25 protein-coding genes are annotated in these 24061 nt (G+C 65.1%); 14 read left to right on the plus strand and 11 right to left on the minus strand.

What is annotated here, in order from left to right:
• Positions 1 to 180: 180 nt before the first annotated feature.
• The gene (locus HDG32_RS10535; protein ID WP_008923011.1) at positions 181 to 528 is read right to left on the minus strand and encodes a DUF3579 domain-containing protein; all 348 of its coding nucleotides are present in this window, start codon (positions 526 to 528) and stop codon (positions 181 to 183) included.
• Between the two features lie 505 nt (positions 529 to 1033).
• Here HDG32_RS10535 and argF point away from each other — a divergent pair.
• The gene (argF, locus tag HDG32_RS10540) at positions 1034 to 1963 is read left to right on the plus strand and encodes an ornithine carbamoyltransferase (protein ID WP_018421631.1); all 930 of its coding nucleotides are present in this window, start codon (positions 1034 to 1036) and stop codon (positions 1961 to 1963) included.
• A gap of 135 nt (positions 1964 to 2098) precedes the next feature.
• On the opposite strand, the gene murB is transcribed toward argF, so the two are convergent.
• Positions 2099 to 3139, minus strand: coding sequence for a UDP-N-acetylmuramate dehydrogenase (gene murB / locus HDG32_RS10545; RefSeq protein ID WP_184066346.1), 1041 nt, complete (start codon positions 3137 to 3139; stop codon positions 2099 to 2101).
• Between the two features lie 283 nt (positions 3140 to 3422).
• Here murB and HDG32_RS10550 point away from each other — a divergent pair, with 283 nt between their 5' ends.
• Positions 3423 to 3908, plus strand: coding sequence for a YajQ family cyclic di-GMP-binding protein (locus HDG32_RS10550; RefSeq protein ID WP_184066349.1), 486 nt, complete (start codon positions 3423 to 3425; stop codon positions 3906 to 3908).
• 93 nt (positions 3909 to 4001) lie between these two features.
• Here HDG32_RS10550 and plsY read toward each other — a convergent pair whose 3' ends face one another.
• Both plsY and ybaK read right to left on the minus strand, forming a co-directional pair.
• On the minus strand, positions 4002 to 4637 hold the full coding sequence (gene plsY, locus HDG32_RS10555; RefSeq protein ID WP_184066363.1) for a glycerol-3-phosphate 1-O-acyltransferase PlsY: 636 nt from the start codon (positions 4635 to 4637) through the stop codon (positions 4002 to 4004).
• Positions 4638 to 4779: 142 nt separating this feature from the next.
• Positions 4780 to 5271, minus strand: coding sequence for a Cys-tRNA(Pro) deacylase (ybaK, locus tag HDG32_RS10560; RefSeq protein ID WP_184066375.1), 492 nt, complete (start codon positions 5269 to 5271; stop codon positions 4780 to 4782).
• Between the two features lie 151 nt (positions 5272 to 5422).
• On the opposite strand from ybaK, the gene HDG32_RS10565 reads away from it, so the two are divergent.
• On the plus strand, positions 5423 to 6985 hold the full coding sequence (locus HDG32_RS10565) for a class I adenylate-forming enzyme family protein (RefSeq protein WP_184066377.1): 1563 nt from the start codon (positions 5423 to 5425) through the stop codon (positions 6983 to 6985).
• 33 nt (positions 6986 to 7018) lie between these two features.
• Here the strand turns inward: HDG32_RS10565 and xerD are convergent, their stop codons facing one another.
• The 3 genes from xerD to queG form a co-directional block, all read right to left on the minus strand.
• Entirely contained in the window at positions 7019 to 7972 is a 954-nt protein-coding gene (gene xerD, locus HDG32_RS10570; protein WP_184066380.1) for a site-specific tyrosine recombinase XerD, read from the minus strand.
• Positions 7969 to 8439, minus strand: coding sequence for a methylated-DNA--[protein]-cysteine S-methyltransferase (locus tag HDG32_RS10575; RefSeq protein WP_090801634.1), 471 nt, complete (start codon positions 8437 to 8439; stop codon positions 7969 to 7971). Before HDG32_RS10575 ends, xerD begins: the two co-directional genes overlap by 4 nt.
• A gap of 240 nt (positions 8440 to 8679) precedes the next feature.
• Positions 8680 to 9990, minus strand: coding sequence for a tRNA epoxyqueuosine(34) reductase QueG (queG, locus tag HDG32_RS10580; RefSeq protein ID WP_184066382.1), 1311 nt, complete (start codon positions 9988 to 9990; stop codon positions 8680 to 8682).
• A 17-nt stretch (positions 9991 to 10007) separates the two neighbouring features.
• Between queG and tsaE the strand changes: the two genes are divergently transcribed.
• Both tsaE and HDG32_RS10590 read left to right on the plus strand, forming a co-directional pair.
• Positions 10008 to 10604 (plus strand): tRNA (adenosine(37)-N6)-threonylcarbamoyltransferase complex ATPase subunit type 1 TsaE, encoded by a 597-nt coding sequence (gene tsaE / locus HDG32_RS10585; RefSeq protein ID WP_184066394.1) that lies wholly within the window; start codon positions 10008 to 10010, stop codon positions 10602 to 10604.
• Positions 10586 to 12193 carry an N-acetylmuramoyl-L-alanine amidase gene (locus tag HDG32_RS10590; RefSeq protein WP_184066397.1) on the plus strand — a complete coding sequence of 536 codons (1608 nt, stop codon included), beginning with the start codon at positions 10586 to 10588 and terminating at the stop codon, positions 12191 to 12193. Before tsaE ends, HDG32_RS10590 begins: the two co-directional genes overlap by 19 nt.
• 82 nt (positions 12194 to 12275) lie before the next feature.
• Here the strand turns inward: HDG32_RS10590 and HDG32_RS10595 are convergent, their stop codons facing one another.
• Positions 12276 to 13157 carry an EamA family transporter gene (locus HDG32_RS10595; RefSeq protein WP_184066400.1) on the minus strand — a complete coding sequence of 294 codons (882 nt, stop codon included), beginning with the start codon at positions 13155 to 13157 and terminating at the stop codon, positions 12276 to 12278.
• Positions 13158 to 13323: 166 nt separating this feature from the next.
• On the opposite strand from HDG32_RS10595, the gene HDG32_RS10600 reads away from it, so the two are divergent.
• Both HDG32_RS10600 and trxA read left to right on the plus strand, forming a co-directional pair.
• Positions 13324 to 14199, plus strand: a complete 876-nt coding sequence (locus HDG32_RS10600; RefSeq protein ID WP_184066403.1) for a pirin family protein — start codon at positions 13324 to 13326, stop codon at positions 14197 to 14199.
• Positions 14200 to 14294: 95 nt separating this feature from the next.
• Positions 14295 to 15143 carry a thioredoxin gene (gene trxA / locus HDG32_RS10605; protein ID WP_090801643.1) on the plus strand — a complete coding sequence of 283 codons (849 nt, stop codon included), beginning with the start codon at positions 14295 to 14297 and terminating at the stop codon, positions 15141 to 15143.
• A 68-nt stretch (positions 15144 to 15211) separates the two neighbouring features.
• Here trxA and tcdA read toward each other — a convergent pair whose 3' ends face one another.
• Positions 15212 to 16069: a tRNA cyclic N6-threonylcarbamoyladenosine(37) synthase TcdA gene (gene tcdA / locus HDG32_RS10610; protein WP_184066406.1), complete on the minus strand. Its 858-nt coding sequence runs from the start codon at positions 16067 to 16069 to the stop codon at positions 15212 to 15214.
• 266 nt (positions 16070 to 16335) lie between these two features.
• On the opposite strand from tcdA, the gene pdxH reads away from it, so the two are divergent.
• From pdxH to HDG32_RS10625, 3 genes are all read left to right on the plus strand, one after another.
• Positions 16336 to 16977, plus strand: coding sequence for a pyridoxamine 5'-phosphate oxidase (pdxH, locus tag HDG32_RS10615; protein WP_090801646.1), 642 nt, complete (start codon positions 16336 to 16338; stop codon positions 16975 to 16977).
• Positions 16978 to 17126: 149 nt separating this feature from the next.
• Entirely contained in the window at positions 17127 to 18341 is a 1215-nt protein-coding gene (locus tag HDG32_RS10620; protein ID WP_184066409.1) for a cyclopropane-fatty-acyl-phospholipid synthase family protein, read from the plus strand.
• A gap of 96 nt (positions 18342 to 18437) precedes the next feature.
• On the plus strand, positions 18438 to 19775 hold the full coding sequence (locus HDG32_RS10625) for a DUF72 domain-containing protein (protein ID WP_184066410.1): 1338 nt from the start codon (positions 18438 to 18440) through the stop codon (positions 19773 to 19775).
• A 63-nt stretch (positions 19776 to 19838) separates the two neighbouring features.
• Here HDG32_RS10625 and msrA read toward each other — a convergent pair whose 3' ends face one another.
• Positions 19839 to 20378: a peptide-methionine (S)-S-oxide reductase MsrA gene (gene msrA, locus HDG32_RS10630; RefSeq protein ID WP_184066413.1), complete on the minus strand. Its 540-nt coding sequence runs from the start codon at positions 20376 to 20378 to the stop codon at positions 19839 to 19841.
• A 199-nt stretch (positions 20379 to 20577) separates the two neighbouring features.
• Here msrA and HDG32_RS10635 point away from each other — a divergent pair, with 199 nt between their 5' ends.
• Positions 20578 to 20826 (plus strand): hypothetical protein, encoded by a 249-nt coding sequence (locus tag HDG32_RS10635; protein WP_184066416.1) that lies wholly within the window; start codon positions 20578 to 20580, stop codon positions 20824 to 20826.
• 51 nt (positions 20827 to 20877) lie between these two features.
• The gene (locus tag HDG32_RS10640) at positions 20878 to 21387 is read left to right on the plus strand and encodes a flavin reductase family protein (RefSeq protein WP_090801653.1); all 510 of its coding nucleotides are present in this window, start codon (positions 20878 to 20880) and stop codon (positions 21385 to 21387) included.
• A 79-nt stretch (positions 21388 to 21466) separates the two neighbouring features.
• Here the strand turns inward: HDG32_RS10640 and HDG32_RS10645 are convergent, their stop codons facing one another.
• Positions 21467 to 21982 carry an Lrp/AsnC family transcriptional regulator gene (locus tag HDG32_RS10645; RefSeq protein WP_013090375.1) on the minus strand — a complete coding sequence of 172 codons (516 nt, stop codon included), beginning with the start codon at positions 21980 to 21982 and terminating at the stop codon, positions 21467 to 21469.
• A 130-nt stretch (positions 21983 to 22112) separates the two neighbouring features.
• Here HDG32_RS10645 and kynB point away from each other — a divergent pair, with 130 nt between their 5' ends.
• Positions 22113 to 22817 carry an arylformamidase gene (gene kynB / locus HDG32_RS10650; protein WP_184066418.1) on the plus strand — a complete coding sequence of 235 codons (705 nt, stop codon included), beginning with the start codon at positions 22113 to 22115 and terminating at the stop codon, positions 22815 to 22817.
• Positions 22804 to 24054, plus strand: a complete 1251-nt coding sequence (gene kynU / locus HDG32_RS10655) for a kynureninase (RefSeq protein ID WP_184066421.1) — start codon at positions 22804 to 22806, stop codon at positions 24052 to 24054. Before kynB ends, kynU begins: the two co-directional genes overlap by 14 nt.
• Positions 24055 to 24061: the final 7 nt, after the last annotated feature.

Below are 24061 nucleotides of genomic sequence, written 5' to 3' on the forward strand. Positions count from 1 at the left end.
GGAACCTGTTCCCACAACGACCCCGGATAGATTTGCGCAAGCCCAATTTACGTCAACACCACCTCGCTTGCAAAAGTCAGGCTGACCATAGATTTTGTTTTGGCTCAATTGCCAGCCACAAAAAAACCCGCTGCTTGCGGGTTTTTGTTTTTTTGCTTTTGCCGATCCGGTCGACTTACATCAGATGACGTGCCGTTTGGCTTGCGGCGCAGGCGCATGCTCGAGTTCCAGTTCACACGCCTCGGTGACCAACAGGTCGTTGTCTTTCGCGAAGTTCATAACGAAATCGAAGGCCATTGGTTCGATGTCGCGCAGCCGCGAATCGAGAATCACGCATTTGAGGTCGCCGATCATGGTCGGCCGCACGTACAGCGAGTACTGCATATAGGCGTTCGGCCCCTTCCTCACGCCGGGCCCGAACGACGACATGACGCCCGCGAGCCGCTCCGACCAGTCGCTCGGCCGAAATTTTTTTCCGGTCGACGTAATGCCCTGAATGAAATATTCGATTGGAGCTGCTTCGGCCATGTAGAAATACCTGTGTGACTGCCCAGCGGAATGACGACCAACCGGCGACGCCAGTTGTACGCTCGAACTCACCGCAAGCGGCATGTACGGCAAGCGCTTGCAGCCACCTGCGACGTGCGTGGGATCTGGCGCTAACGCAACAATGACGAACCGCACCACGAGAACCGCTGCGGCGAACCGGCTGAACCGCTCTGGCGTCTGTCATGACGGCCACGCCGTGACAGGCTTTCCGCGCCGCGCGAGCCGCGTTTCTTCATGCGAAACGCCGGCCTGCTGGGCTTTGGGATAACCCGCAGATTATAGCGCAGCGGGCCCTTTTCCGCAGCGCACACAAGCGCCTTCCGATGACCCCGCGAAGCCCGATACGACGCTTTCGAATCGCTTGCGGCGCCCTCCCGCCGACTCGTCAAACGAGGCGAAATCCTTTATGCTGCATGGAGTTACCACCAAACCGACGGCGGCGCAGTCCGGCAACCCTGCCGGGTGAGACCGCCGTATTTGTTTCATGACCGCCAAGAAAATTCGCCACTACCTGCAGTTCAAGGACTTCTCGCTGGAAGACTACGAGTACGTGCTGGAGCGCGCGCGCATCCTGAAACGCAAATTCAAGAACTACGAGACCTATCACCCGCTGCATGACCGCACGCTGGCGATGATCTTCGAAAAGAATTCGACACGCACGCGCCTGTCGTTCGAAGCCGGCATCTTCCAGCTGGGCGGCCACGCCGTGTTCATGAGCACGCGCGACACGCAGCTCGGCCGCGGCGAGCCGATCGAAGACGCCGCGCAGGTCATCTCGCGCATGGTCGACATCATCATGATCCGCACGTTCGGCCAGGACATCATCCAGCGCTTCGCCGAGAATTCGCGCGTGCCGGTGATCAACGGGCTCACGAACGAATACCACCCGTGTCAGGTGCTCGCAGACATCTTCACGTACTTCGAGCATCGCGGTCCAATTCGCGACAAGACGGTCGCGTGGGTCGGCGACGCGAATAACATGCTGTACACGTGGATCGAAGCCGCGCAGATTCTCGGCTTCAGGCTGCGCCTGTCCACGCCGCCCGGCTACAAGCTCGACCGCGCGCTCGTCGCGGCGGAAAGCGCATCGTTCTACGAGGAATTCGACGACCCGAACGAAGCCTGCACGGGCGCCGATCTCGTCACCACCGACGTGTGGACCAGCATGGGCTTCGAGGCCGAGAACGAAGCGCGCAAGAAGGCCTTCGCAGACTGGTGCGTCGACGCCGACATGATGGCGCGCGCGAATCCCGACGCGCTCTTCATGCACTGCCTGCCCGCGCATCGCGGCGAAGAAGTCAGCGCGGAAGTGATCGACGGACCGCAGAGCGTCGTGTGGGATGAGGCGGAAAACCGTCTGCACGTGCAGAAGGCGTTGATGGAATACCTGCTGCTCGGCAAGCTCAATCACTGAGCGAACCGCTGGTCCATACACGCGCCGGAACCGCGGGCACAAAAAAGGCGCCGGGAGAAAACTCCCGGCGCCTTTTGCATTCGTCGGCGGCGACGCTCCGCGGGGCAACTCAGCGCGAAAAGAGAGAACTGCCGCTCACAGGCAAACTGGCTCCGCCTCCAGTTCCACGCCAAATCGCTCGAACACGTCGTGCTGGATCGCCCGTGCCAGCGCCAACACTTCCGTGCCGCTAGCGCCACCGCGATTCACCAGCACCAGCGCCTGTCGCTCATGCACGGCCGCCGCGCCCATCGCGCGGCCCTTCCAGCCGCATCGGTCGATCAGCCAGCCGGCCGCCAGCTTCACCCGCCCATCCGCTTGCACATACGACACGACTTCCGGCTCGCGACGCTTCAGCGCCTCGAACTGGGCGGCATCGATTACCGGATTCTTGAAGAAGCTCCCCGCGTTGCCCAGTTCGAGCGGATCGGGCAGCTTCGCACGCCGCACGGCGACGACCGCATCGAAAATGGCTTGCGCGGTCGGCTGCGTGGCCGCACCCTCGGCTTGGCCAGCGCTCGCCGCATGACCGCGCGCCGCCAGCTCGCGCGCGAGATCCGCGTAGCCCGCGCGCGGCTGCCACGCCTTCGGCAAACGGAACGTCACCGACGCAATCACGAAGCGCTCGCGCCCTTCCCGCTTGAAAAGGCTGTCGCGATAGCCGAACCGGCACGCATCGCCGTCGAGTTCGACGGCCTCGCCGGTCACGAGCTCGATCGCCCGCAGCGACGCGAAGCGTTCGCACATTTCGAGCCCGTACGCGCCGATGTTCTGGATTGGCGCCGCGCCGACCGTGCCAGGTATCAGCGCGAGATTCTCGAGGCCGGGCATGCCCTGCGCCAACGTCCACGCGACGAACTCGTGCCACGGCTCGCCGCCAGCCGCCTCGACATACCACGCATCCTGATCCTCGCGCACCACGCGGCGCCCGCGCAGCGCCACCAGCAGTACGAGCCCGGCGAAGTCGCCGGTCAGCATGACGTTGCTGCCACCGCCCAGCACGAGGCGCGGCAGGCCCTCGACGCGCGGATCGCGCACCGCGGCGAGCAACTGTTCCTCACGCTCGATCAGGCACGCGAACTGCGCGCGTACGTCGAAGCCGAACGTGTTGTGGGCCTTCAGCGGATAGCCGGGCATGAGGGACGCGACGGCGGGAGCGGCAAGAGCGGATTGGGACATCGGAATGGCAACAGGGCAACGACGGGAAGCGACAGGAAACGACAAAAACAACCAACGACGCGCCTGACGACACGAGCGGCGCCGCCCGACGCGGGATCGCCCGCCGTCGCGACGCCGCGCGGCGGCCTTGGGCAAAAGAGAGCGGCGTCGGTAAAATGACGTCCGGTCCGTGATTATAGCGAGTGCCTCGCGCTCAGCCGACCGGCTGTGTCGCGCACTGCCGCACTATTGGGAGAAAGCAATGCCATCGTTTGACGTCGTCTGCGAAGCGAACATGATCGAAGTCAAGAACGCGATCGAGCAGTCCAACAAGGAAATTTCGACGCGTTTCGACTTCAAGGGGTCCGACGCGCGCGTCGAACACAAGGAAAACGAAATCACCGCGTACGCCGACGACGACTTCAAGCTCGGCCAGGTGAAGGACGTGCTGCTGTCGAAAATGGCCAAGCGCAACGTCGACGTGCGCTTCCTCGACTACGGCAAGATCGAGAAGATCGGCGGCGACAAGGTCAAGCAGGTCATCAACATCAAGAAGGGCGTCTCGGGCGATCTGTCGAAGAAAATCGTGCGTCTGGTGAAGGACAGCAAGATCAAGGTGCAGGCGAGCATTCAGGGCGATGCGGTGCGCATCACCGGTGCGAAGCGCGATGATCTGCAAAGCGTGATCGCGATGCTGCGCAAGGACGTGACCGACACGCCGCTCGACTTCAACAACTTCCGCGACTAAGCGGCACGACGCGCCTGGCTTGCAACGAGCCTCACGCGGACCCGGAAGCGCTTCGCATCGGGCCATCGGGCCGGGCGAAGCGCTCAGCCCACTTCAAAGATCGTTGCCCGCCGCCGGACCGGCTGCCTTCTTTTTGTCGCCGATACGGCTCTCCTGCCCCCGCATCAGCTTCGCAATATTGCCGCGATGCCGCCACACGAGCAGCAGGCTCATCACCAGAACCGCGAGCGCGACGATGCGCGGCCCGAACAGAAACACGTAGAACAGCGGCGCGAACAGCGCCGAGCACAGCGCCGCGAGCGACGAGTAGCGCGTAAAGAACGCGACGATCAGCCAGGTTAGCAAGGTCGCGACGCCGAGCGTCGGGTTGATCGCGAGCAGCACGCCCGCGGCGGTCGCGACGCCTTTGCCGCCCTTGAAGCGGAAGAAAATCGGATACAGGTGACCGAGAAACACCGCAAGCGACGCAATCGCGATCGCGCGCTCGTCGAGCCCGTAACGCGCGCCAAAATGCACGACCAGCCATACCGGCAACCAGCCCTTGAAGGCGTCGCCGATCAGCGTCAGAATCGCGGCCTTCTTGCTGCCGCTGCGCAGCACGTTGGTGGCGCCCGGGTTGCCCGAGCCGTACGAGCGCGGGTCGTCGAGACCCATCGCGGCGCTCACGATCACGGCAAACGACAACGAACCGATCAGATAGGCAATGACAGCGACGATCAGGTTTTGCATCTGGGACTCTTATAAGGATCGCGGTCTGACATTCGATACCCCAACCGCAACAGGGCATGCCCGTCGAATCAGGGCGGCGCACATTTTACCGAACGCGTCCGCGCGAAAAACATTCAGGCAAACGTCAACCCGCTCATCGGCGTCAGTCCACGCTCGCGCATTGCACCGGCTTTGCCGCGAGCAGATCGGTGAGCACCTTCGGCTCGATGCTGACGAGAAAGCCGCGCCGCCCGCCGTTCAACCAGATTTTGTCCATCTCGAGAACGGTCGACTCGACATACACCGGCATCTGCTTGCGCGTGCCGAACGGCGACGTGCCGCCGATCAGATAACCCGAATGCCGGTTCGCGACCTCGGGCTTGCACGGCTCGACGCGCTTCGCGCCGATCTGCCGCGCGAGGTTCTTGGTGCTGACGGTGCGATCGCCGTGCATCAGCACGATCAGCGGCTTCGCGTGCTCGTCTTCCATCACCAGCGTCTTCACGACGTGATGCTCGTCGACGCCGAGCTGGCACGACGATTCCGCGGTGCCGCCATGCTCGACGTAGTCGTAAGGATGCTCGCCGAACGTGACGCCGTGACGGCGCAGCAGCTGCGTGGCGGGTGTTTCCGACACATGTCTGGATTTGCTCATCGGCGCATTGTAATGGCGAGTTTGCACAACGGCTATTTGCCGGATGGCCAATTGTGCGGGTTCGACACTTGTGGCACGATCGTTCGAAAATATGCCGGCGCGGTGCGAGATACTGCGCGCAGGGCTACGAATTGGTAAAGAGGAGACAGTGTTGAAGCAGGCTTCATCCATCCGTTCCACGATCGATATCCCCGCGCTGCTCGCCGCCCTGCCCGCGCGCATCGGCGACATTCCGGCGCTCGCCGCCGCACGCGATCCGCGGCATGTCGCGCTGATCGAAGATGCGCGCCGCCTGACCAACGCGCAACTGCGCGAGGCCGTCGATGCGGCCGCCGCGCTGCTGCGCGACTGGGGCGTGCGCGGCGGCGATCGCGTGATGATCGTCGCGGAGAACAGCATCGCGCAAATCGTGCTGCTGTTCGCGACCGCGAAGCTCGATGCGTGGGCGCTCGTGTCGAACGCCCGACTGTCGGCCGCCGAACTCGATTCGATCCGCGCGCATGCGCAACCGCGCGTTATCGCGTATGCGCTCGAAAGCTCGCCCGACGCGCGCCAGCATGCTGAGCGGCATCGAGCGACGCACGCACCCACGCTGTCGCCGGACATCGGCGCATGGTCGTATGCGGTGGACAGCAGCGTGCAAGCCGAAGCCGTCGAAGCCGCCAGCGACCGCCAATGCGCGGCGCTGATCTACACGACCGGCACCACCGGCACGCCGAAAGGCGTGATGCTGTCGCATCGCAATCTGCTGTACATCGCGGCCGTGTCGAGCCGGCTGCGCCAGGTCGGGCCCGACGACGTCGTCTATGCGGTGCTGCCGATCTCGCATGTGTACGGCTTCGCGTCGGTGTGCCTCGGCAGCCTGCATGCGGGCTCGACGTTGCGGCTCGCGCCGCGCTTCGTGCCGGAAGCGGTGCGCCTCGCCCTCGCCACCGAGCACGTCTCGATCTTCCAGGGCGTGCCGGCGATGCACGCGAAGCTGCTCGAACATCTGCACACGCACGGCCACGCATGGTCCGCGCCGCGACTGCGCTTCGCGTACTCGGGCGGCTCGCCGCTCGACGCCGCGCTGAAGGCGCAGGTCGAAGCCGTGTACGGTCTGCCGCTGCACAACGGCTACGGCATGACCGAAAGCAGCCCGACCGTGTCGCAGACGATGGTCGACGCACCGCGCGCCGATTGCTCGGTCGGCGAAGTCATTCCGGGCGTCGAAGTGAAGTTCGTCGGGCTCGACGGCGCCGACGCCGCGCCGGGCGAGATCGGCGAGCTATGGGTGCGCGGGCCGAACGTGATGCTCGGCTATTACCGCAACCCCGAGCAGACCCGCGCGACCGTCACCGAGGATGGCTGGCTGAAGACCGGCGACCTCGCGCGGCAGGCCGCGGACGGCGCGTTGCATATCGTCGGGCGCAGCAAGGAGCTGATCATCCGCTCGGGCTTCAACGTGTATCCGGCCGAGGTCGAGCACGTGCTGAACGCGCATCCGCAGGTCGTGCAGTCGGCGGTGATCGGACGCGCGGTCGAGGGCAACGAGGAGGTGATCGCGTTCGTCGAACTGGTTTCCGGCGCGACGGTCACGCCCGCGGAGTTGATCGCGTGGTGCGGCGAGCGGCTCGCGCCGTATAAGCGGCCAGCCGAGCTGAAGGTGCTCGCGGCGCTGCCGGCCGCATCGACCGGCAAGATTCTCAAGCACCGGTTACGCGAGGTCGTGTGAAGCGCGCGGGCACCCGCGCGCTTCACGTCGTGCTCACCCGCGCGGATGATGCTGCGCATGCAGCGATTTCAGCCGCTCTCGCGCGACGTGCGTGTAGATCTGCGTCGTCGAAATATCGGTGTGACCGAGCAGCAATTGCACGACGCGCAGATCCGCGCCGTGATTGAGCAGATGAGTCGCGAACGCGTGCCGCAGCGTGTGCGGCGACAACGGCACATGGACGCCCGCGGCCTGCGCGTGTCGCTTGATGATGTTCCAGAACTGCTGGCGCGTCATGCCGTCCGCGCGTGTCGTCACGAATAGCGCATCGGCCGCGCGCGGGCCGAGGAGCGCCGGGCGCGCCTCGCGCAGATAGCGCTCGATCCACGCGTGCGCCTCTTCGCCGAACGGAACCAGCCGCTCCTTCGAGCCCTTGCCAGTGACGCGCACGACGCCTTCGTTGAGTCCCACCTCGACGGTTTTCAGTGTGACCAGTTCGGTCACGCGCAAGCCGCTCGCGTACATCAACTCGAGCATCGTGCGATCGCGCAAGCCGAGCGGCGTGTCGATGTCGGGTGCGCCGAGCAACGCTTCGACCTGGACCTCGCTCAACGTCGACGGAAATCGCGGCGGCTGCTTCGCCGAGCGGATGCGCAAGGTCGGATCGGCGGCCGCGCGATGCTCGCGCACCGCCCACGCGTAATAGCGGCGAAACACCGACAGCCGGCGGTTCGCCGAGGTCGCCTTGTCCTTTTGCCGCGCCGCGCTGTAGGCGCTCAGGTCGGCTTCGCTCGCGGTGTCGAGCGAAGCATTGCGCGTGTGCGCGAGCCATTCGCAGAAGAGCCGCAAGTCGCGGCGATACGCGTCGAGCGTGTTGCGCGACAGGCCATGCTCGAGCCACAGCGCGTCGCAGAAGGCGTCGATCGATGCGGAGCTGGTCAGCAGCAGCGGTGATGCGGCGGCTGTGTCTTCGACGTGTACAGCGGTATTGGTGGTGCTCGTGCTCATACGTACGGCACACCTTCATGCGCGAGCAACCAGCGCTTCACGTTGCGGAAGAAGCCGTCGCCGCCATCGTGCGCGAAGCCGCCGATGCCGCTCGAACTCACCACGCGGTGACACGGAATCACGATCGGAAAGAAATTGGCGCCGCACGCCTGGCCGACCGCGCGCGGCACGCTGCCGAGCTGCTTCGCGAGTTGTCCGTAAGTCAGCACGACGCCGGGCGGGATGTCGCTGATCGCCTGCCACACGCGCCGCTGGAACGCGGTGCCGCACTCGGCGAGCGGCAGCTCGAATTTCGCTGACGCGTGCTCGAAATAACGCTCGATCTGTTCGGCCACCTCGCGTGCGAGCGGCGTGTCGGGCGCGACGTTGGGCGTCGAGTCGGGCAGATAGACGATCTCGCGCACGGCTTCGCCTTCGAGCCGGATGCCGATCTTGCCGAACGGCGCATCGATCACTGCGTTGAACATGATTGCCTGCTCCTCTAGGGTCTGTTTACATATGGAACGCACGTGCGTTGCCGCGAGAAGGGCCGCTCGCAAGGATTGCGACGCAGCGAATACTCGACGTATTCGCAAGGAGCATGACGCAGCGAGCGGCCCTTCTCGCGGCAACCCCAGTTCTGAATTTCATTCCAGGGGAATGCCCGTGCGTTCCATATGTAAACAGACCCTAGCGTGCCAGATTGCCGGCACCGAATTGCCACGACTTTACGCCGCTTCGAGCGCCCACTCCACATGCTCGCGCACGACCGCCGACGGATCGTCGGCTCGCTGCCTCAAAGCCAGCACGATCGCGCCACGGGCATCGAGGTCGAGACTTCCTGGCGCGGCGCGCAACGCGTTACCCATGCCGACCGCGAGATTGCGCAGCCAGCTCTCGTAGCCGATGCGGCGAATCGCGCTGCCCTGCATGCGCGTATCGAACTCCTCGGCGCTCCACGCGAACAGTTCGACCAGCGACGCGCGATCGAGCCCGTGCCGCACGTCGAAATCGGCGACCGGTGCGGCCTGCGCGAACTTGTTCCAGGGACACACGAGCTGGCAATCGTCACAGCCGTACACCCGATTGCCGATCAGCGGCCGCAGCTCGAGCGGAATACTGCCCTTCAGCTCGATCGTCAGATACGAGATGCAACGCCGCGCGTCGACCTTGTACGGCGCGACGATCGCGCCGGTCGGACAGGCGCCGATGCAGCGCGCGCAGCTGCCGCAATGCGAGCCCGGCGTTTCGGGCGCGGCCTCGGGTGAGGTTTCGGCGTCGGTCGGCAGCGGGATGTCGACATAGATCTCGCCGAGGAAAAACAGCGAGCCGGCGTCGCGCTGCAGCAGCAACGTGTGCTTGCCGCGCCAGCCGATGCCGGCCTTCTGCGCGAGCTCGACTTCGAGCACCGGCGCCGAATCGGTGAACACGCGATAGCCGAACGGCCCGATCGCCGCTTCGATCCGGTCGGCCAGTTGTTGCAGGCGCTGACGCATCACCTTGTGATAGTCGCGGCCGCGCGCGTAGATCGACACGACCGCCGTCGACGGGTCCGCGAGCCGCGCGTGCTCGGCCGCGCGCCAGTCGCGCGCGCGGGGTGTGGCGCGTGAGGCGGGTTGCGTTACGTCTTGCGGCATGCTTTCAGGCGCGCTTTCATGTCCCCCTTCATGCGCCCCTTCAGCCGCCTCTGCTCCCAGCGTCTGCGCAGGCAAATAGGCGATGCGCGCAGTGATCACGCGTCGCGTGCCGGCCACAAGCTCGGCCGGCCGCGCGCGTTTCATGCCGTGTTTGGCCATATAATCCATCTCGCCGTGGCAACCCGCTTCGAGCCACGCTGCAAGCGGCGCTTCGGCGGCCGACAGATCGGTATCGCTAATGCCGATCGCCCCGAAACCGAGTTCACGGCCCCACGTCTTGATGTCGAGCGCGAGCGCACGAAGCGCCGCCTCGTCGAAACGGGACGTTGCGCCAGAAGCTCGCATGGCATCATCGGCCGATGCGGGCGTGCAGAAAACAGGGGACTTCGGACTTCGGTTCATCACGCCATTTTACGAGAATGCCTGTCAATCCCGATCACGCGCCCCTACCGTCCGCTCCCGTGCTGCTCGAACGCTCTTTCGCGCTCGCGGACGAAGCCGCCACGCAGGCGTTCGGCGCGCGCTTCGCACAGGCGATCGAAAGCGTGCGCGCGGCCTCGCATCAGGCACAGCCAGCCCAGCCTGGCGCCGCAAGCGGCCCCGCGTTCCACGGCCTGCAAGTCCAACTGGTCGGCGACCTCGGCGCCGGCAAAACCACGCTCGTGCGCGCGACCTTGCGCGGCCTCGGCCACACCGGCCGCGTGCGCAGTCCGACCTACACGCTCGTCGAACCGTATGTGCTCGAGCGGCCCGCCGGGGAACTCGCGCTCTATCACTTCGATCTGTACAGATTCACCGATCCGGCCGAATGGGCCGACGCGGGCTTTCGCGAATATTTCGACAGCGGCGCGGTCTGCCTCGTCGAATGGCCGCAACGCGCGGGACCGCTGCTCGGCGTGCCGGATCTCGTCTTCTCGCTCGGGCTCGTCGGCAACACAGACGCAAACGCGGACGCACGCGTACTCGTCGCACGTGCTTATAGCGAATCAGGAAAGGCATGTCTCGAAAGATGTTAATCAAACCATTCCATTCGATCGAATCGGCGGCGGGCGCAACGCATAACTGGCGGCGCCGGCAAATCCTGCGCGCCGGTGCGTCGACGCTGGTGCTCGGCCTCGTCGCCCCGCGTCTCGCGTTTGCGAGCTCGGTGCTCGGCGTGCGCGTGTGGCCCGCGCGCGACTACACGCGCGTGACGATCGAATCCGATCAGCCGCTGCAGAACACGCAGCAACTGCTGCAGGGACCGGACCGGCTCGTCGTCGATCTGAACGGCCTCGACCTCGATCAGGCGCTGAAGGAGCTGGTCTCGAAGATCACACCAAACGATCCGCAGATTTCGTCGGTGCGGGTCGGGCAGTATCAGCCGCACGTGGTGCGCATGGTGTTCGACCTGAAGGGCTCGGTGAAGCCGCAGGTGTTCGCGCTGCCGCCGGTCGGCGCGTACAAGTACCGGCTCGTGTTCGACCTGTATCCGGCTGTCGCGCCCGATCCGTTGATGGACCTGCTCGCGCAGACCGAGCGCAAGCAGCAGGCGCTCAACGAAGAAAACAGCGCGCCGCCCGCGACGCTTGCCGGCCCCGGCACGGCGCCGCCCGTCGACAACAGCGAAGCGTTCTTCGAGCACTACGCGCAGAACGGTGGCGCCGGCAATGGCGCCCCGGGCGTACCGCATCCGCCCACGCATGGCACGACGGCGCCGTCCGCGCCGGTCATTGCCGGCAGGCAGGCGGCGCCGTCCGCGCCCTCCGCGCCGCCTGCCGCACTGGCGCGCAACAAGGGTGGCAACGCCAACAGCAACAACACCGCACGCGGGCTCGACAGCAACAACGACAACCTCGGCGACAACGGCGACACCTACGCATTCACCACACCGAAGTCGAGCCGCAGCAACACCGTGCGACTGCTCACCGTCGCAATCGATCCGGGTCATGGCGGCGAGGACCCGGGCGCGATCGGCGGCGCAGGCACCTACGAGAAGCACGTCGCGCTCGACATCGCGAAGAAGCTGCGCGCGAAGATCGACGCGCAGCCGAACATGCGCGCGATGATGACGCGCGACGCCGACTTCTTCGTGCCGCTGAACGTGCGCGTGCAGAAAGCGCGCCGCGTCGGCGCGGACCTGTTCGTGTCGATCCACGCGGACGCGTTCACGACGCCCGAGGCGAAGGGCTCCTCGGTGTTCGCGCTGTCGGAGCACGGCGCGTCGAGCGCGGCCGCGCGCTGGATGGCGAACAAGGAGAACTCGTCGGATCTGATCGGCGGCATCAACATCAAGTCCGACGACGCCACCGTGAACCGCGCACTGTTCGACATGTCGACCACCGCGCAGATTCGCGACTCGATGCGCTACGGCAACTTCGTGCTCAAAGAGATCGGCGACATCAACAAGCTGCACAAGGGCTCGGTCGAGCAGGCCGGCTTCGCGGTGCTGAAGGCGCCGGACATTCCGTCGATCCTCGTCGAGACCGCGTTCATCAGCAATCCGGACGAAGAGCGCCGCCTCAACGACGACGCGTATCGCGACAAGATGGCCAGCGCGATCCTGACCGGCATCAAGCGCTATTTCGCGGCGAATCCGCCGCTCGCAAAGAGCCGCATGACGTGATGTCGGCACACACGAAGCAATCACAAAACGGCCCGCCGGCCGCTTTGTTGTTCACGCTCGCAACCCGTGGCGCAACGATTGCTCAGCGTGCCGGTATCAAGCGCTGCACGACCCAGCCGCCGAACACGTTGACCGCGAGCCCCGCCATCACGAGCAACGCGCCCGCCACCTGCATCGCAGACAGTTGCTCGCCGAGCAGCAGCGACGCCGACGCGAGTCCGACGATTGGCACCAGCAGCGAGAACGGCGCGACCTGGCTCGCCGGATAGCGCGACAGCAGACGGCTCCACAAGCCATAGCCGAGCAGCGTCGCGATAAACGCCAGATAGACGATCGCGAAGACCGACCGCGCGCTGATACCGGTCAGCGCGGCGGCGATTTCGCGCGGCCCTTCGAACACGAACGACGCCGCGAAAAACGGCAGCGGCGGAATCAGGCTCCCCCACACGACGAGTCCGACCAGATCGACCTTGCCGACCTTCTTCGTAACGATGTTGCCGAGTGCCCACATGCACGCGGCGCACAGCGTCAGCAGGAAACCAGCGACGGACATCGTGTGGCCGCCTTGCAGGCCGATCACCGCAAGCCCCGCCGCGGCGATCAGCAGACCCGCGACGTTCGGCAAACGGAAGCGCTCGTGCAGAAACAGCGCCGCGAAGATCAGCGTGAAAAACGCCTGCGCCTGAAGCACCAGCGATGCAAGCCCCGCCGGCATGCCGACGTACATCGCCGAGAACAGGAACGCGAATTGCCCGAACGAGATCGTCGCGCCGTAGGCGAACAGCCACCGCCACGGCATCTGCGGCCGCTTGACGAAAAACACCGCCGGGACCGCAGCGAGCGTAAAGCGCAGCGCGCCGAGCAGCATCGGCGGCACGCCGTGCAGGCCGACCTTGATCACGACGAAATTGACGCCCCATGCGAGCACGACGATCAGCGCGAGCAGCAAGTCCCTGGGCGACATCCGGGTCTCCAAAGAAATGGTTCGATCTGGCAGTGTAACGGAGGCCGCAAATTCGCTTCGGTGCGCCCGCTCATGGCGAGCGTGCGCCGATGCCGTCGGCCGCGCGCGACGCGCAGTAGAATCGACCATTCGAGCCTTCTCCTTCACTTTCCCGTCGAGCCTGCCCATGACTTCCTCGATCAAAGCCGTCCTCAAACCGCACTTACGCGACATCGGCAATCTGACCGTGCGGCGCGTGCTGCCTGCGATGGCGGCGCGCCTCGTCGGCCCGTTCATTTTCTTCGACCACATGGGCCCCGCGACCCTCGAACCCGGCAGCGGCCTCGACGTGCGCCCGCATCCGCATATCGGCCTCGCGACCGTCACCTATCTGTTCGACGGCGCGATCATGCATCGCGACAGCCTCGGCTCCGAGCAGAAGATCGTCCCCGGCGACGTCAACTGGATGACGGCCGGGCGCGGCATCGTCCATTCGGAGCGAACGCCGCCGGAAGACCGCGCGCGCGGCCAGACGATTCACGGCATCCAGACCTGGGTCGCGCTGCCGCTCGCCGATGAAGACGCCGAGCCGTCGTTCGCGCATCACGCGGCCGCGACCTTGCCGGTCGTCGAGCGCAACGGCGTGACGCTGCGCGTGATCGCGGGCACCGCGTTCGACGCGGTGTCGCCGGTCGCGACGTTTTCGGGCACGCTGTACGTCGCCGCCGACTTCACGCCGGGCAGCGCGTTCGCGCTCGAACCGGAGCACGAGGAGCGCGGTGTATATCTGGTGGAAGGCGATCTGGAGATCGACGGCACGCCGCTCGAAGCGGGCCAGATGGCCGTGCTCGCGCTCGACGAAACCGTCACGCTCGCGAGCACGCACGGCGCGCGCGCGATGCTGCTCGGCGGCGAGAAGCTCGACGGCGAGCGCTTCATCGAATGGAATTTCGTCGCGAGCTCGCGCGAGAAAATCGAAGCCGCGAAGCTCGCGTGGACCAATCAGGAAATGGGCCACGTGCCCGGCGAAACCGAATGGATTCCGCTGCCGCAGCGCAAGTGACGGCGCCGGGCCGCGCGCGAATCACCGCATTGAATTCGCGCGATTCGGCCCCACCTAGCGCCTGTTCACAAACCGTTTCTATCGACGAGGACGCAATGGACACCACTCTGGCCACTTTCGAACAGGACGTCATCAAGGCGTCGATGCTGGCCCCCGTGCTGGTCGATTTCTGGGCGCCGTGGTGCGGCCCCTGCAAGAGTCTCGGCCCGATGCTCGAAAAGCTCGAAGCCGAAGCCGCCGGCAAATGGAAGCTCGTGAAGGTCAACGTGGACGAGAACCACGAGCTGGCCGCGCACTTCCAGGTGCGCAGCATTCCGCACGTGATCGCGTTCGCCGACGGCCAGGCCGTCGATCAGTTCGTCGGCGTGCTGACGGAAGGGCAGCTGCGCGAGTTCCTCGACCGGCTCGTGCCGCAAGGGGCGCCGGCCGCGCGCATCGAAGCGCAGACCGCGCTCGCCGAAGGCCGCCGCGACGACGCCTACGACCTGCTGCAAGCGGCGCTCGCTTACGACCCGGGCTTCGACGACGCGCGCATGGACCGCATCGAGTTACTGCTCGAAGACAACCGCATCGATGAGGCCCGCAACGAAGTCGATCTGCTGTCGCCGAAAACCACGCAAGGCATCGACGCGCGTTTCAACGCGATCAAGACGCGGCTCGACGCGGTGGACGCCGCCGCGGACCTGCCGCCCACCGATGCGCTCGAAGCGCGTGTCGCCGGCCACCCCGACGATCTCGAAGCACGCTTCGATCTTGCGAATGCGTTTATCGCGCGACGCAAATACGCGCAGGCGCTCGAACATCTGCTCGCGATCGTGCAACGCGACCGCGCGTTCCGCGACGATATCGGCCGCAAGACGATGTTGTCGGTGTTCGATCTGGCCGCGCATCAGCCGGAGCTGGTGTCGCAGTGGCGGCGCAGGCTGAGCGCATCGTTGTATTGATCGATTGTGATGTTTTGCCCGATGGCAGCCTGGGTCAGCGCGGTTGAAACCGCCGCCCGGGCTGCCACCTAAACCGTCGCCTTCTTCGCCAGCTCCCGCAACACGTACGCCGCGGCCGCAAAACCAAAGCTCGCGGTCACGCACACGCTGGAGCCAAACCCCGCGCAGTTCAAGCCGACCGGCCCCGTATGCCCCGGCGACGTGCTCACGTGCTCGGCTTCTTCATCGATATCGCAGACGGCCGCTTCCGGATAGATCAGCGGCTCGTCGGAATACACGGCGTTCACCTTGAACTTCGCCTTCGGCCCGCGCGGAAAGCCATGCTGCTTGCGCAACTGCCCGCGCACCTTCGACAGCAGCGGGTCCTGGATCGTCAGCGCGAGGTCGTCGATGCGGATCCGCGTCGGGTCGAGCTGACCGCCCGCGCCGCCGACCGTGATCAGCGGCTGCTTGCGCTCGACGCACCATGCGATCAGCGCGGTCTTCGTGCGCACGCTGTCGATCGCGTCGATCACATAGTCGAAGCCGCCGCCGAGCGTGGCCGCGAAATTGTCCGGCTCGACGAAGTCCTCGATCAGCCGCACCTCGCAGTACGGATTGATTGCCGCGATGCGTTCGGCCATCGCTTCGACCTTCGGTTTTCCGTAGTTGCCGTCGAGCGCGTGAATCTGCCGGTTCGTGTTGCTTTCCGCGACGTTGTCGAGATCGATCAGCGTCAGCGTGCCGAGCGCGCTGCGCGCAAGCGCCTCCGCGACCCACGACCCCACCCCGCCGATGCCGATCACCGCGACGTGCGCACCCTCGAATGCGGCGAGCGCGGGCGCGCCATACAGACGGGCGATGCCGCCGAAACGGCGCGCGCGGTCGGCGGTTTCGTTCGCGTCGAGGCTGGTAGTAAGATCGGATTGCGCGGTGGTGCTGGACATGATGGCAGGGCTCGAAAACACAGGCGGAACAAAGCAAGCGGCGGCGCTTTGGCAAATCGCCTGGGCAAATTGCTTTGGCAAATGGGGCGCGCAGCCCGTATTTTGCCTGAACACGTGAAAACAGCCGCGCAGGACCACGAGCAGCGACGCGATGTTGCAGGCTTGCGCTGGCGCAACATGCGCCGCGCCATACGTTGCTCCGCTCGCGCGCAAAAACCTGACGCCTTAGCTATACTTGGCCCACACTGTAGCGTTCGCATAAGAACATGATCTCACTCGCCGAGCTTCGAAAAAACTACTCGCTGGGCTCACTGGACGTTGCCGACGTCAACCACGATCCGTTCCGTCAATTCGACACGTGGTTCCAGCAGGCCATCGACGCCAAGCTGCCCGAGCCGAATGCAATGACGCTGGCCACGGTCGACGCGCGCGGCCGGCCTTCGGCACGCATCGTGCTTATCAAGGGCGTCGACGAGCGCGGTTTCGTATTCTTCACCAACTATGAAAGCCGCAAGGGCCGCGAACTGAACGTGAACCCCTACGCGAGCCTGCTGTTTCACTGGATCGAACTCGAACGCCAGGTGCGCATCGAGGGCCGCGTCGTCAAAACGAGCGAGGCAGACAGTGACGCGTATTTCGCGTCTCGTCCGCTCGGCTCGCGGATCGGCGCATGGGCATCGAATCAGAGTCAGGTGATTGAAAGCCGTTCGCAGCTCGAAGTACGCGAACGCGAAATCAGCCTGCAATACGGCGAAAATCCTCCGCGTCCGCCGCACTGGGGTGGCTACCGTCTGGTGCCCGACGCGATCGAATTCTGGCAGGGGCGGCCGTCTCGGCTGCACGATCGTCTGCTTTACACGCGCGCGGAAGAAAGCGCCAACTGGCTGATCGCACGCCTGTCGCCCTGACCGGTCGATAACCGGACGAATGAGGCCGGCGGCGGCGCCAACGTAGCGGCGCGCGTCGGCGGGATTGCGTTGCGCGGCCCGCGGAATGCGCCGCGCCGTGTCGTGATCCACATAGCTTTGCTTTAAATCAACGAACACGGAGAGATCACATGTTCTGGGAGAAAAAGCTGGCGCAGTGGGTTGAAGATGTCAAAACCACAGCTAACCTGCCCGCACGCCTCGTGCTGTGGGACGGTCAGCAACACGACTTCGGGCAGTTCGCCGCGCCCCGGGTCACGCTACACGTGAAGAGCGCAACCGCGCTGCCCTATCTGCTCGAACCGAGCCTCGACAATCTTGGCGAGGCCTATGTCAAAGGCAAGATCGACATCGAGGGCAAGCTGTCGGACATCATCAATATCGGCTATCAGCTCGCGCGCAGCACCGTGACGAGCGCCGGCAAGCTCGCGCGCGTGCGGCGCTACTTCAATCACTCGAAGACGTCGGATAAGAAAGCGATCCAGTATCACTACGATGTCTCGAACGAGTTCTACAAGTTGTGGCTCGACGAGAACATGGTCTACTCGTGCGCGTACTTCGAGACCGGCACCGAAGACCTCGCGACCGCGCAGCTGAAGAAAATCGATCACATTCTGACCAAAATCCAGCTGCAGCCCGGGCAGCGTCTGCTCGACATCGGCTGCGGCTGGGGCGCGCTCGTGCTGCGCGCCGCGCAGAAGTTCGGCGCGAAGTGCGTCGGCGTCACGCTGTCGCAGAACCAGTTCGATCTCGCCACCGCGCGCGTGAAAGCGGCGGGCCTCGAAAACCAGATCGATATCCGCCTGCAGGACTATCGCGACATCAAGGGGCAGTTCGACCGCATCACGAGCGTCGGCATGTTCGAGCACGTCGGCCGCAAGAACCTGCCCGGCTATTTCCAGAAAATGCACGATCTGCTCGCCGACGACGGCATCGCGATGAACCACGGCATCACGTCGAGCGACGCCGACAGCGGCGAAACCGCGCTCGGCGGCGGTGAGTTCATCGACCGCTTCGTGTTCCCGGACGGCGAGCTGCCGCACATCGGCCTCGCGCTCGAAGCGATGCAGCGCGGCGGGCTCGAACCGGTTGACGTCGAAAGCCTGCGCCGTCACTATGCGCACACGCTCGACATCTGGGCGGAAAATTTCGAGGCCCACGCAGACCAGGCGCGCAAGCTCGTCGACGACGAAAAATTCCGCATCTGGCGCGTGTATCTGGCCGGCTGCGCGTATGCGTTCGAAAACGACGACGTGTCGATTTTCCAGGTGGTGTGCCGCAAAGCCGGCCGCAGCGCGAAAACCCTGCCGTGGTCGCGCCGCTACATGTACGAAAAACCGCTGTGACCCGGCTGTGACCCGGTTTGTGACCGGTCGCGCCGCGGCGGCGTGCATGAAGCGCGCGCCGCGGCGCAATTCTGATGAACAGCAGGCCGGACATTGATGGACCAGAGCAGGACGAGTGACGTTGAAGAGCCGTTGAACGGCAAGGACGGCCGCGCGGACGATGCGGCGCATCAGGCCACGCAGCAGTTCGATCTGTTCGGGATGCCGGTGGAGGCCGCGGCAGAAGCGCCGGCCATGTCCGCACGTGAAGCCGATTCGGCCGCAAGCGCTGCCGCGCAGCCAGAGCACAAGCGCACGCCGAAGACCGCAATATCCAACGCCCCCGCGTCGCTGTTCGAAGCCGACACCCCGCCCGACAGCCCCGCTCCTGAACCAGACTCCGCCCCGGCCTCCGCCGACGCCCCGAAAAAGCGCCGCAGCCGCGCCGTGCTCGCTGCACCGCCGTCGCCGGAGCTGCTCGCGCTCGCGGCGCAATTGCCGCCGCAGATCCACCTCGGCACGTCGACATGGTCGTTCCCGGGTTGGACAGGCATCGTCTACAGCGACGACTACAGCAACAGCAAACTGTCGCGCGAGGGCTTGAGTGCGTACGGCGCACATCCGCTGCTGAAGTCGGTCAGCATCGACCGCTCGTTCTACCAGGCGTTGACGGTCACCGAATACCTGCGCTACGCGCAGCAGGTGCCCGAGCACTTCCGCTTCATCGTCAAGGCGCCGATGACGATCACCGACGCCACCGTGCGCGCCGAGCGCGGCGAGCCGGTGTCGCTGAACCCGTGCTTCCTGAACGCGCGGATGGCGATCGACGATTTCGTCACGCCCTGCCTCGAAGGCCTCGGCGCAAAGGCCGGCGCGCTGGTGTTCCAGTTCTCGCCGCTGCCGGATCAGATGCTCGCGCAGCCGGCGGTATTCATCGAACGACTGGGAGAGTTTTTCGACGCGCTGCCCGGGCTGCCCGACGGCAGTTGCTACGCGGTCGAGATTCGCGACGCGAGCCTGCTCACGCCGCGCTTCATCCGCATGCTGAAGACGGCTGGCGTGCGCTACTGCGTCGGCATTCATGCGCGGATGCCCGATCCGCTGCGCCAGGCCGCGGCGCTCGCGCTGCTCGATGGCGAGCCGGCCGGTCCGCTGATCGTGCGCTGGAGCCTGCACGGCGGTTTCAAGTACGAACAGGCGAAGGCGAAGTACGAGCCGTTCAACCGGCTCGTCGACGAAGATCCGGCGACGCGCGCGTCGCTCGCCGAACTGGCCGCGCGTTACGCGCTCGCTGGTCAGCCGGTCATGATCGCGGTCAACAACAAGGCGGAGGGATCGGCGCCGCTCAGCTGCGTGAAACTGGCCGAAGAAATCGTCGAAGCCTGCGTGCGTGTCACGCAGGGGCGCGGCGATAACGGCGACGAGGTGCCATCGCGAGCACAGGAACCGCAGTGACGAACAGCAGCGGGCGGTCTTACGCATCCGCCCGTTGCCGACTCCAATCCCCGCGCTGCGCCGCTAACCCGCCTTGATCCGATGCGCGAACTTCTGGCGGAATTTCGCGACTTTCGGCGCTACCACGAACGAGCAGTAGCCCTGATTCGGATGCTGCGCGAAATAGTTCTGGTGGTAGGCCTCGGCGGGCCAGTAGTTGTCGCCGAGCGGCAGCACCTCGGTCACGAGCTTGCCGTCGTAGATGCGCTGTTCGCCGATCTCGCGAATCGCCTGCAGCGCGGTTTCGCGCTGCGCGTCGGAATGCGTGAAGATCACCGAGCGGTATTGCGTGCCGACGTCGTTGCCCTGCCGGTTCAGCTGGGTCGGATCGTGGATCGCGAAAAAGATGTCGAGAATCTCGCGATAGCTGATCTTGGCCGGATCGAAGTCGATCTTGACCACTTCCGCGTGACCGGTGTCGCCGTCGCAGACCTGCTCGTAGCTCGGATGGCGCGTGTGACCGCCCGCATAACCCGACTCCACCGCATTGACGCCCTCGACGCCCAGATACACCGCTTCGAGGCACCAGAAACATCCACCGCCGAGCGTTGCTGTCTCGTTCATAAGCTTCACCCCAGGATCAGATTCACACCATGATCGGCAGCCGGCCTGCGTAGCGCCGCCGTATCTGCCACCGCATCCGAATATATGGCCGAAAACGCGTTCCGAAAGGCGCAGTCAGGCACGAGTCAGGCACCCGTCGCGCAATGACCGCAAATCCGGCCGTGCAGATATCGAGTATAGAAACGCCGGCACGCAACGGGTGAATAACCGTGCCTCACACACGCAAGCGCCGCGCCCGCGCCTCGATCCAGCACGATCGGCAAATTTTCGGGTGCAGCCTTTCGAGGAGATCGCCGATGCGGCCGCCCGGCTGCCACGCACCGCACGCATCGTGCTGCGGCGCGCGCGGCGATTGCAGTTAAAATTGGCGGAAATCAACGATTTTCACTATGACTTTCGAAACATCCGCTTCCCGCCGCGCGGGTATACGCTTCAATTCGCGCCTTGATTCGCGCCGTAGTCGGTCTTTCACACGGCGCGCGACGGGGGCCTCGCCCCGATGAAGCGCGCGAGCCCACCCAACTTCGACCCGTCCGCGTTCAAACAGGCGCTCAGCCAGTTCGCGACCGGCGTCACCGTGATTACGACGCGCGCCGCGTCCGGCCAACTGATCGGCATCACGGCCAGTTCGTTCAACTCGGTGTCGCTCTCTCCGCCGCTCGTGCTGTGGAGTCTCGCGACGCGCTCCGCGTCGATGCCGGTGTTCCGCGCCAACAGTCACTACGTGATCAATGTATTGGCCTCGACGCAGCTCGATCTGTGCAAGCGCTTCGCGACCGTGAAGGGCGACCGCTTCGAGGGCGTGTCGCACGCGGCGGGCGACAGCGGCATGCCGGTGCTCGACGGCGCACTCGCGTGGTTCGAATGCCATAACCGCAGCCGCTACGAGGAAGGCGACCACGTGATTTTCGTCGGCGAAGTGGAGCGCTGCGGTGTGCACGAAAATGCCGCGGACATGCTGCCGCTCGTGTTCCAGAGCGCGCAGTTCCACGGCCTGAAGCCGCTTTGAGCGGCGCGGCGCTTCCCTGGCGTCTGTAGCGCCTGTCGGTCGGACGCGTCGAAAACGGCGCGCCCCGCCCTCATCATCCTCAACGGTCGCTATGCGTGGCTCCGTGCCCGCTGTTCTTCTTCACGAGCGACACCGGCACGCCCGAATCTTCCTTCAGCGTTTCGAGCACGATGTTCGAGCGGATGTCCATCACCCCCGGCGCCTTGTACAGGCGATTGAGCACGAAGTCCGAATAGTGCTTGAGGTTGTGCGCGAGCACGCGCAGCAGATAGTGGGTTTCGCCGGTCACGACGAAAGCACCGACCACTTCTGGCCAGTCGCGCAGCGCTTCGGCAAAGCGCTCGTGCCAGTTCTGCTGGTCGTTGCGCATCGATACCTGCACGAACGCTTCCAGCTCGAACCCCAAAACTTCGCGGTTCAGGCACGCTCGGTAGTGTTCGATGACGCCCTGCTCTTCCAGCAGACGCAGGCGTCGCAGACAGGCCGATGGCGAGAGCGAGATGCGCTCCGCCAGGTCGAGATTGCTGATCCGTCCTTCCTGCTGAAGCACCGTCAAGATACGGCAATCGGTGGCGTCGAGCGAGATCGCGTTCATATTCGGTCTCCCTTTCCCGTTTGACTCAAATTATGTTCCAAGACACGGCTGCTAAGGAGATTATTTCGCAATCACATTTCACCGCTTGACCTCTATGATTTAGAGATAGTCACCAACCGTCGACACCGTCATGCGAGCACTCTGGGACATCACCCCCGCCGTCGATACCGCCACGCCCGTCTGGCCGGGCGACACGCCGGTCGGCATCGAGCGCGTCTGGCGCATGGAGGCTGGCTCGCCGGTCAATGTCGCGCGTCTGACGATCTCGCCGCACACCGGCGCGCATACCGATGCGCCGCTGCACTACGACGCCGACGGCGCCGCGATCGGCAACGTGCCGCTCGACGCATATCTCGGTTTATGCAGAGTGATTGACTGTATCGGCGCGTCGCCTGTTGTGACGCCACAACATCTGGCCGGCTCGCTCGACGATTTGCCGCCGCGAGTCTTACTGCACACTTACAGAAAAGCGCCGACGCGCGAGTGGGATAGTGCGTTCTGCGCGGTCGCGCCCGAGACCGTCGACCTGCTCGCCGCGCGCGGCGTGACGCTGCTCGGCATCGACACGCCGTCGCTCGATCCGCAGGAATCGAAGACGATGGATGCGCATCACCGCATTCGCGCGCACCGGATGGCGATTCTCGAGGGCATCGTGCTCGACGCGGTCGAACCCGGCGACTACGAACTGATCGCGCTGCCGCTGAAGCTGACCACGCTCGACGCGAGCCCGGTGCGCGCGGTGCTGCGTGCACTGCCCGGCTCGCGCTCAGCCACGCTCCCCGGCGAGCGATCAACCCGACAACCCAACCCATCGAACCACCATGAACCATCGTGATGAAGCCGTGGCGCTCGACAGCGCCGAACCGCTCGCAGCGCTGCGTGACCAGTTCGCGCTGTCGCCGACGACCATCTATCTCGACGGCAACTCGCTCGGCGTGCCGCCGGCCGCCGCCGCGCAGCGCGCGCAGACCGTGATCGCCGCCGAATGGGGCGAAGGACTGATCCGCAGCTGGAACAATGCCGGCTGGTTCGCGCTGCCGCGCCGACTCGGCAACAAGCTCGCGCCGCTGATCGGCGCGGCCGAAGACGAAGTCGTGATTACCGACACGATCTCGATCAACCTGTTCAAGCTGCTGTCGGCCGCCGTGCGGCTCGCCAATGCGCGCGATCCGAAGCGTCGCGTGATCGTGTCCGAGCGCTCCAACTTCCCGAGCGATCTGTATATCGCGCAGGGCCTGATCGAGCAGCTCGATCGCGGCTACGAGCTGCGCCTCGTCGAGGATCCGTCCGAACTGCCCGACGCGATCGGCGAGGACACCGCGATCGCGATGATCACGCACGTGAACTACCGCACCGGCTACATGCACGACATGGCCGCGCTGACGAAGCTGATTCACGACAGGGGCGCGCTCGCGCTGTGGGATCTCGCGCATTCGGCGGGCGCGGTGCCGGTCGATCTGAACAGCGTCGGTGCCGACTACGCGGTCGGCTGCACGTACAAGTATCTGAACGGCGGTCCCGGTTCGCCCGCGTTCGTGTGGGTGCCCAGACGTCACCAGAACGAGTTTGCGCAGCCGCTGTCGGGCTGGTGGGGGCATCGCGCGCCGTTCGAGATGAACCCGACGTATCAGCCCGACAACGGCGTGGGCCGCTACCTGTGCGGCACGCAGCCGATGGTGTCGATGGCGCTCGTCGAATGCGGGCTCGACGTGTTCCTGCAAACGTCTATCCAGGCGGTCCGCCAGAAGTCGCTCGCGCTGACCGATCTGTTCATCGAACTCGTCGAGACACGTTGCAGCGAATTTCCACTGAAGCTCGTGACGCCGCGTGAGCATGCGCAGCGCGGCTCGCACGCGAGCTTCGAACATCCGCACGGCTACGAGGTGATGCAGGCGCTGATCTCGCACGGCGTGATCGGCGACTATCGCGAGCCGCACGTGCTGCGCTTCGGCTTCACGCCGCTGTACACGCGCTTCGTTGACGTATGGGACGCCGTCGAAATCTTGCGCGACGTGCTCACCCGCGAGGCCTGGCGGGCCCCTGAATTCGCCCAGCGCGGCGCCGTTACCTGAGGACGAC

The organism is Paraburkholderia sp. CI2 (assembly GCF_014201055.1).
Classification (GTDB): Bacteria; Pseudomonadota; Gammaproteobacteria; order Burkholderiales; family Burkholderiaceae; genus Paraburkholderia; species Paraburkholderia tuberum.

What these genes read in the sequence shown, in the direction of transcription:
- HDG32_RS10575 (WP_090801634.1), bottom strand. Translation starts at nt 8,439, where the DNA reads ATGTTCAACGCAGTGATCGATGCGCCGTTCGGCAAGATCGGCATCCGG.
- kynU (WP_184066421.1), top strand. Translation starts at nt 22,804, where the DNA reads ATGAACCATCGTGATGAAGCCGTGGCGCTCGACAGCGCCGAACCGCTC.
- HDG32_RS10590 (WP_184066397.1), top strand. Translation starts at nt 10,586, where the DNA reads ATGTCTCGAAAGATGTTAATCAAACCATTCCATTCGATCGAATCGGCG.
- ybaK (WP_184066375.1), bottom strand. Translation starts at nt 5,271, where the DNA reads ATGAGCAAATCCAGACATGTGTCGGAAACACCCGCCACGCAGCTGCTG.
- tcdA (WP_184066406.1), bottom strand. Translation starts at nt 16,069, where the DNA reads ATGTCCAGCACCACCGCGCAATCCGATCTTACTACCAGCCTCGACGCG.
- murB (WP_184066346.1), bottom strand. Translation starts at nt 3,139, where the DNA reads ATGCCCGGCTATCCGCTGAAGGCCCACAACACGTTCGGCTTCGACGTA.
- pdxH (WP_090801646.1), top strand. Translation starts at nt 16,336, where the DNA reads ATGATCTCACTCGCCGAGCTTCGAAAAAACTACTCGCTGGGCTCACTG.
- msrA (WP_184066413.1), bottom strand. Translation starts at nt 20,378, where the DNA reads ATGAACGAGACAGCAACGCTCGGCGGTGGATGTTTCTGGTGCCTCGAA.
- HDG32_RS10620 (WP_184066409.1), top strand. Translation starts at nt 17,127, where the DNA reads ATGTTCTGGGAGAAAAAGCTGGCGCAGTGGGTTGAAGATGTCAAAACC.
- queG (WP_184066382.1), bottom strand. Translation starts at nt 9,990, where the DNA reads ATGAACCGAAGTCCGAAGTCCCCTGTTTTCTGCACGCCCGCATCGGCC.
- xerD (WP_184066380.1), bottom strand. Translation starts at nt 7,972, where the DNA reads ATGAGCACGAGCACCACCAATACCGCTGTACACGTCGAAGACACAGCC.
- HDG32_RS10625 (WP_184066410.1), top strand. Translation starts at nt 18,438, where the DNA reads ATGGACCAGAGCAGGACGAGTGACGTTGAAGAGCCGTTGAACGGCAAG.
- plsY (WP_184066363.1), bottom strand. Translation starts at nt 4,637, where the DNA reads ATGCAAAACCTGATCGTCGCTGTCATTGCCTATCTGATCGGTTCGTTG.
- HDG32_RS10600 (WP_184066403.1), top strand. Translation starts at nt 13,324, where the DNA reads ATGACTTCCTCGATCAAAGCCGTCCTCAAACCGCACTTACGCGACATC.
- HDG32_RS10595 (WP_184066400.1), bottom strand. Translation starts at nt 13,157, where the DNA reads ATGTCGCCCAGGGACTTGCTGCTCGCGCTGATCGTCGTGCTCGCATGG.
- HDG32_RS10550 (WP_184066349.1), top strand. Translation starts at nt 3,423, where the DNA reads ATGCCATCGTTTGACGTCGTCTGCGAAGCGAACATGATCGAAGTCAAG.
- tsaE (WP_184066394.1), top strand. Translation starts at nt 10,008, where the DNA reads ATGCCTGTCAATCCCGATCACGCGCCCCTACCGTCCGCTCCCGTGCTG.
- HDG32_RS10640 (WP_090801653.1), top strand. Translation starts at nt 20,878, where the DNA reads ATGAAGCGCGCGAGCCCACCCAACTTCGACCCGTCCGCGTTCAAACAG.
- kynB (WP_184066418.1), top strand. Translation starts at nt 22,113, where the DNA reads ATGCGAGCACTCTGGGACATCACCCCCGCCGTCGATACCGCCACGCCC.
- argF (WP_018421631.1), top strand. Translation starts at nt 1,034, where the DNA reads ATGACCGCCAAGAAAATTCGCCACTACCTGCAGTTCAAGGACTTCTCG.
- HDG32_RS10645 (WP_013090375.1), bottom strand. Translation starts at nt 21,982, where the DNA reads ATGAACGCGATCTCGCTCGACGCCACCGATTGCCGTATCTTGACGGTG.
- trxA (WP_090801643.1), top strand. Translation starts at nt 14,295, where the DNA reads ATGGACACCACTCTGGCCACTTTCGAACAGGACGTCATCAAGGCGTCG.
- HDG32_RS10535 (WP_008923011.1), bottom strand. Translation starts at nt 528, where the DNA reads ATGGCCGAAGCAGCTCCAATCGAATATTTCATTCAGGGCATTACGTCG.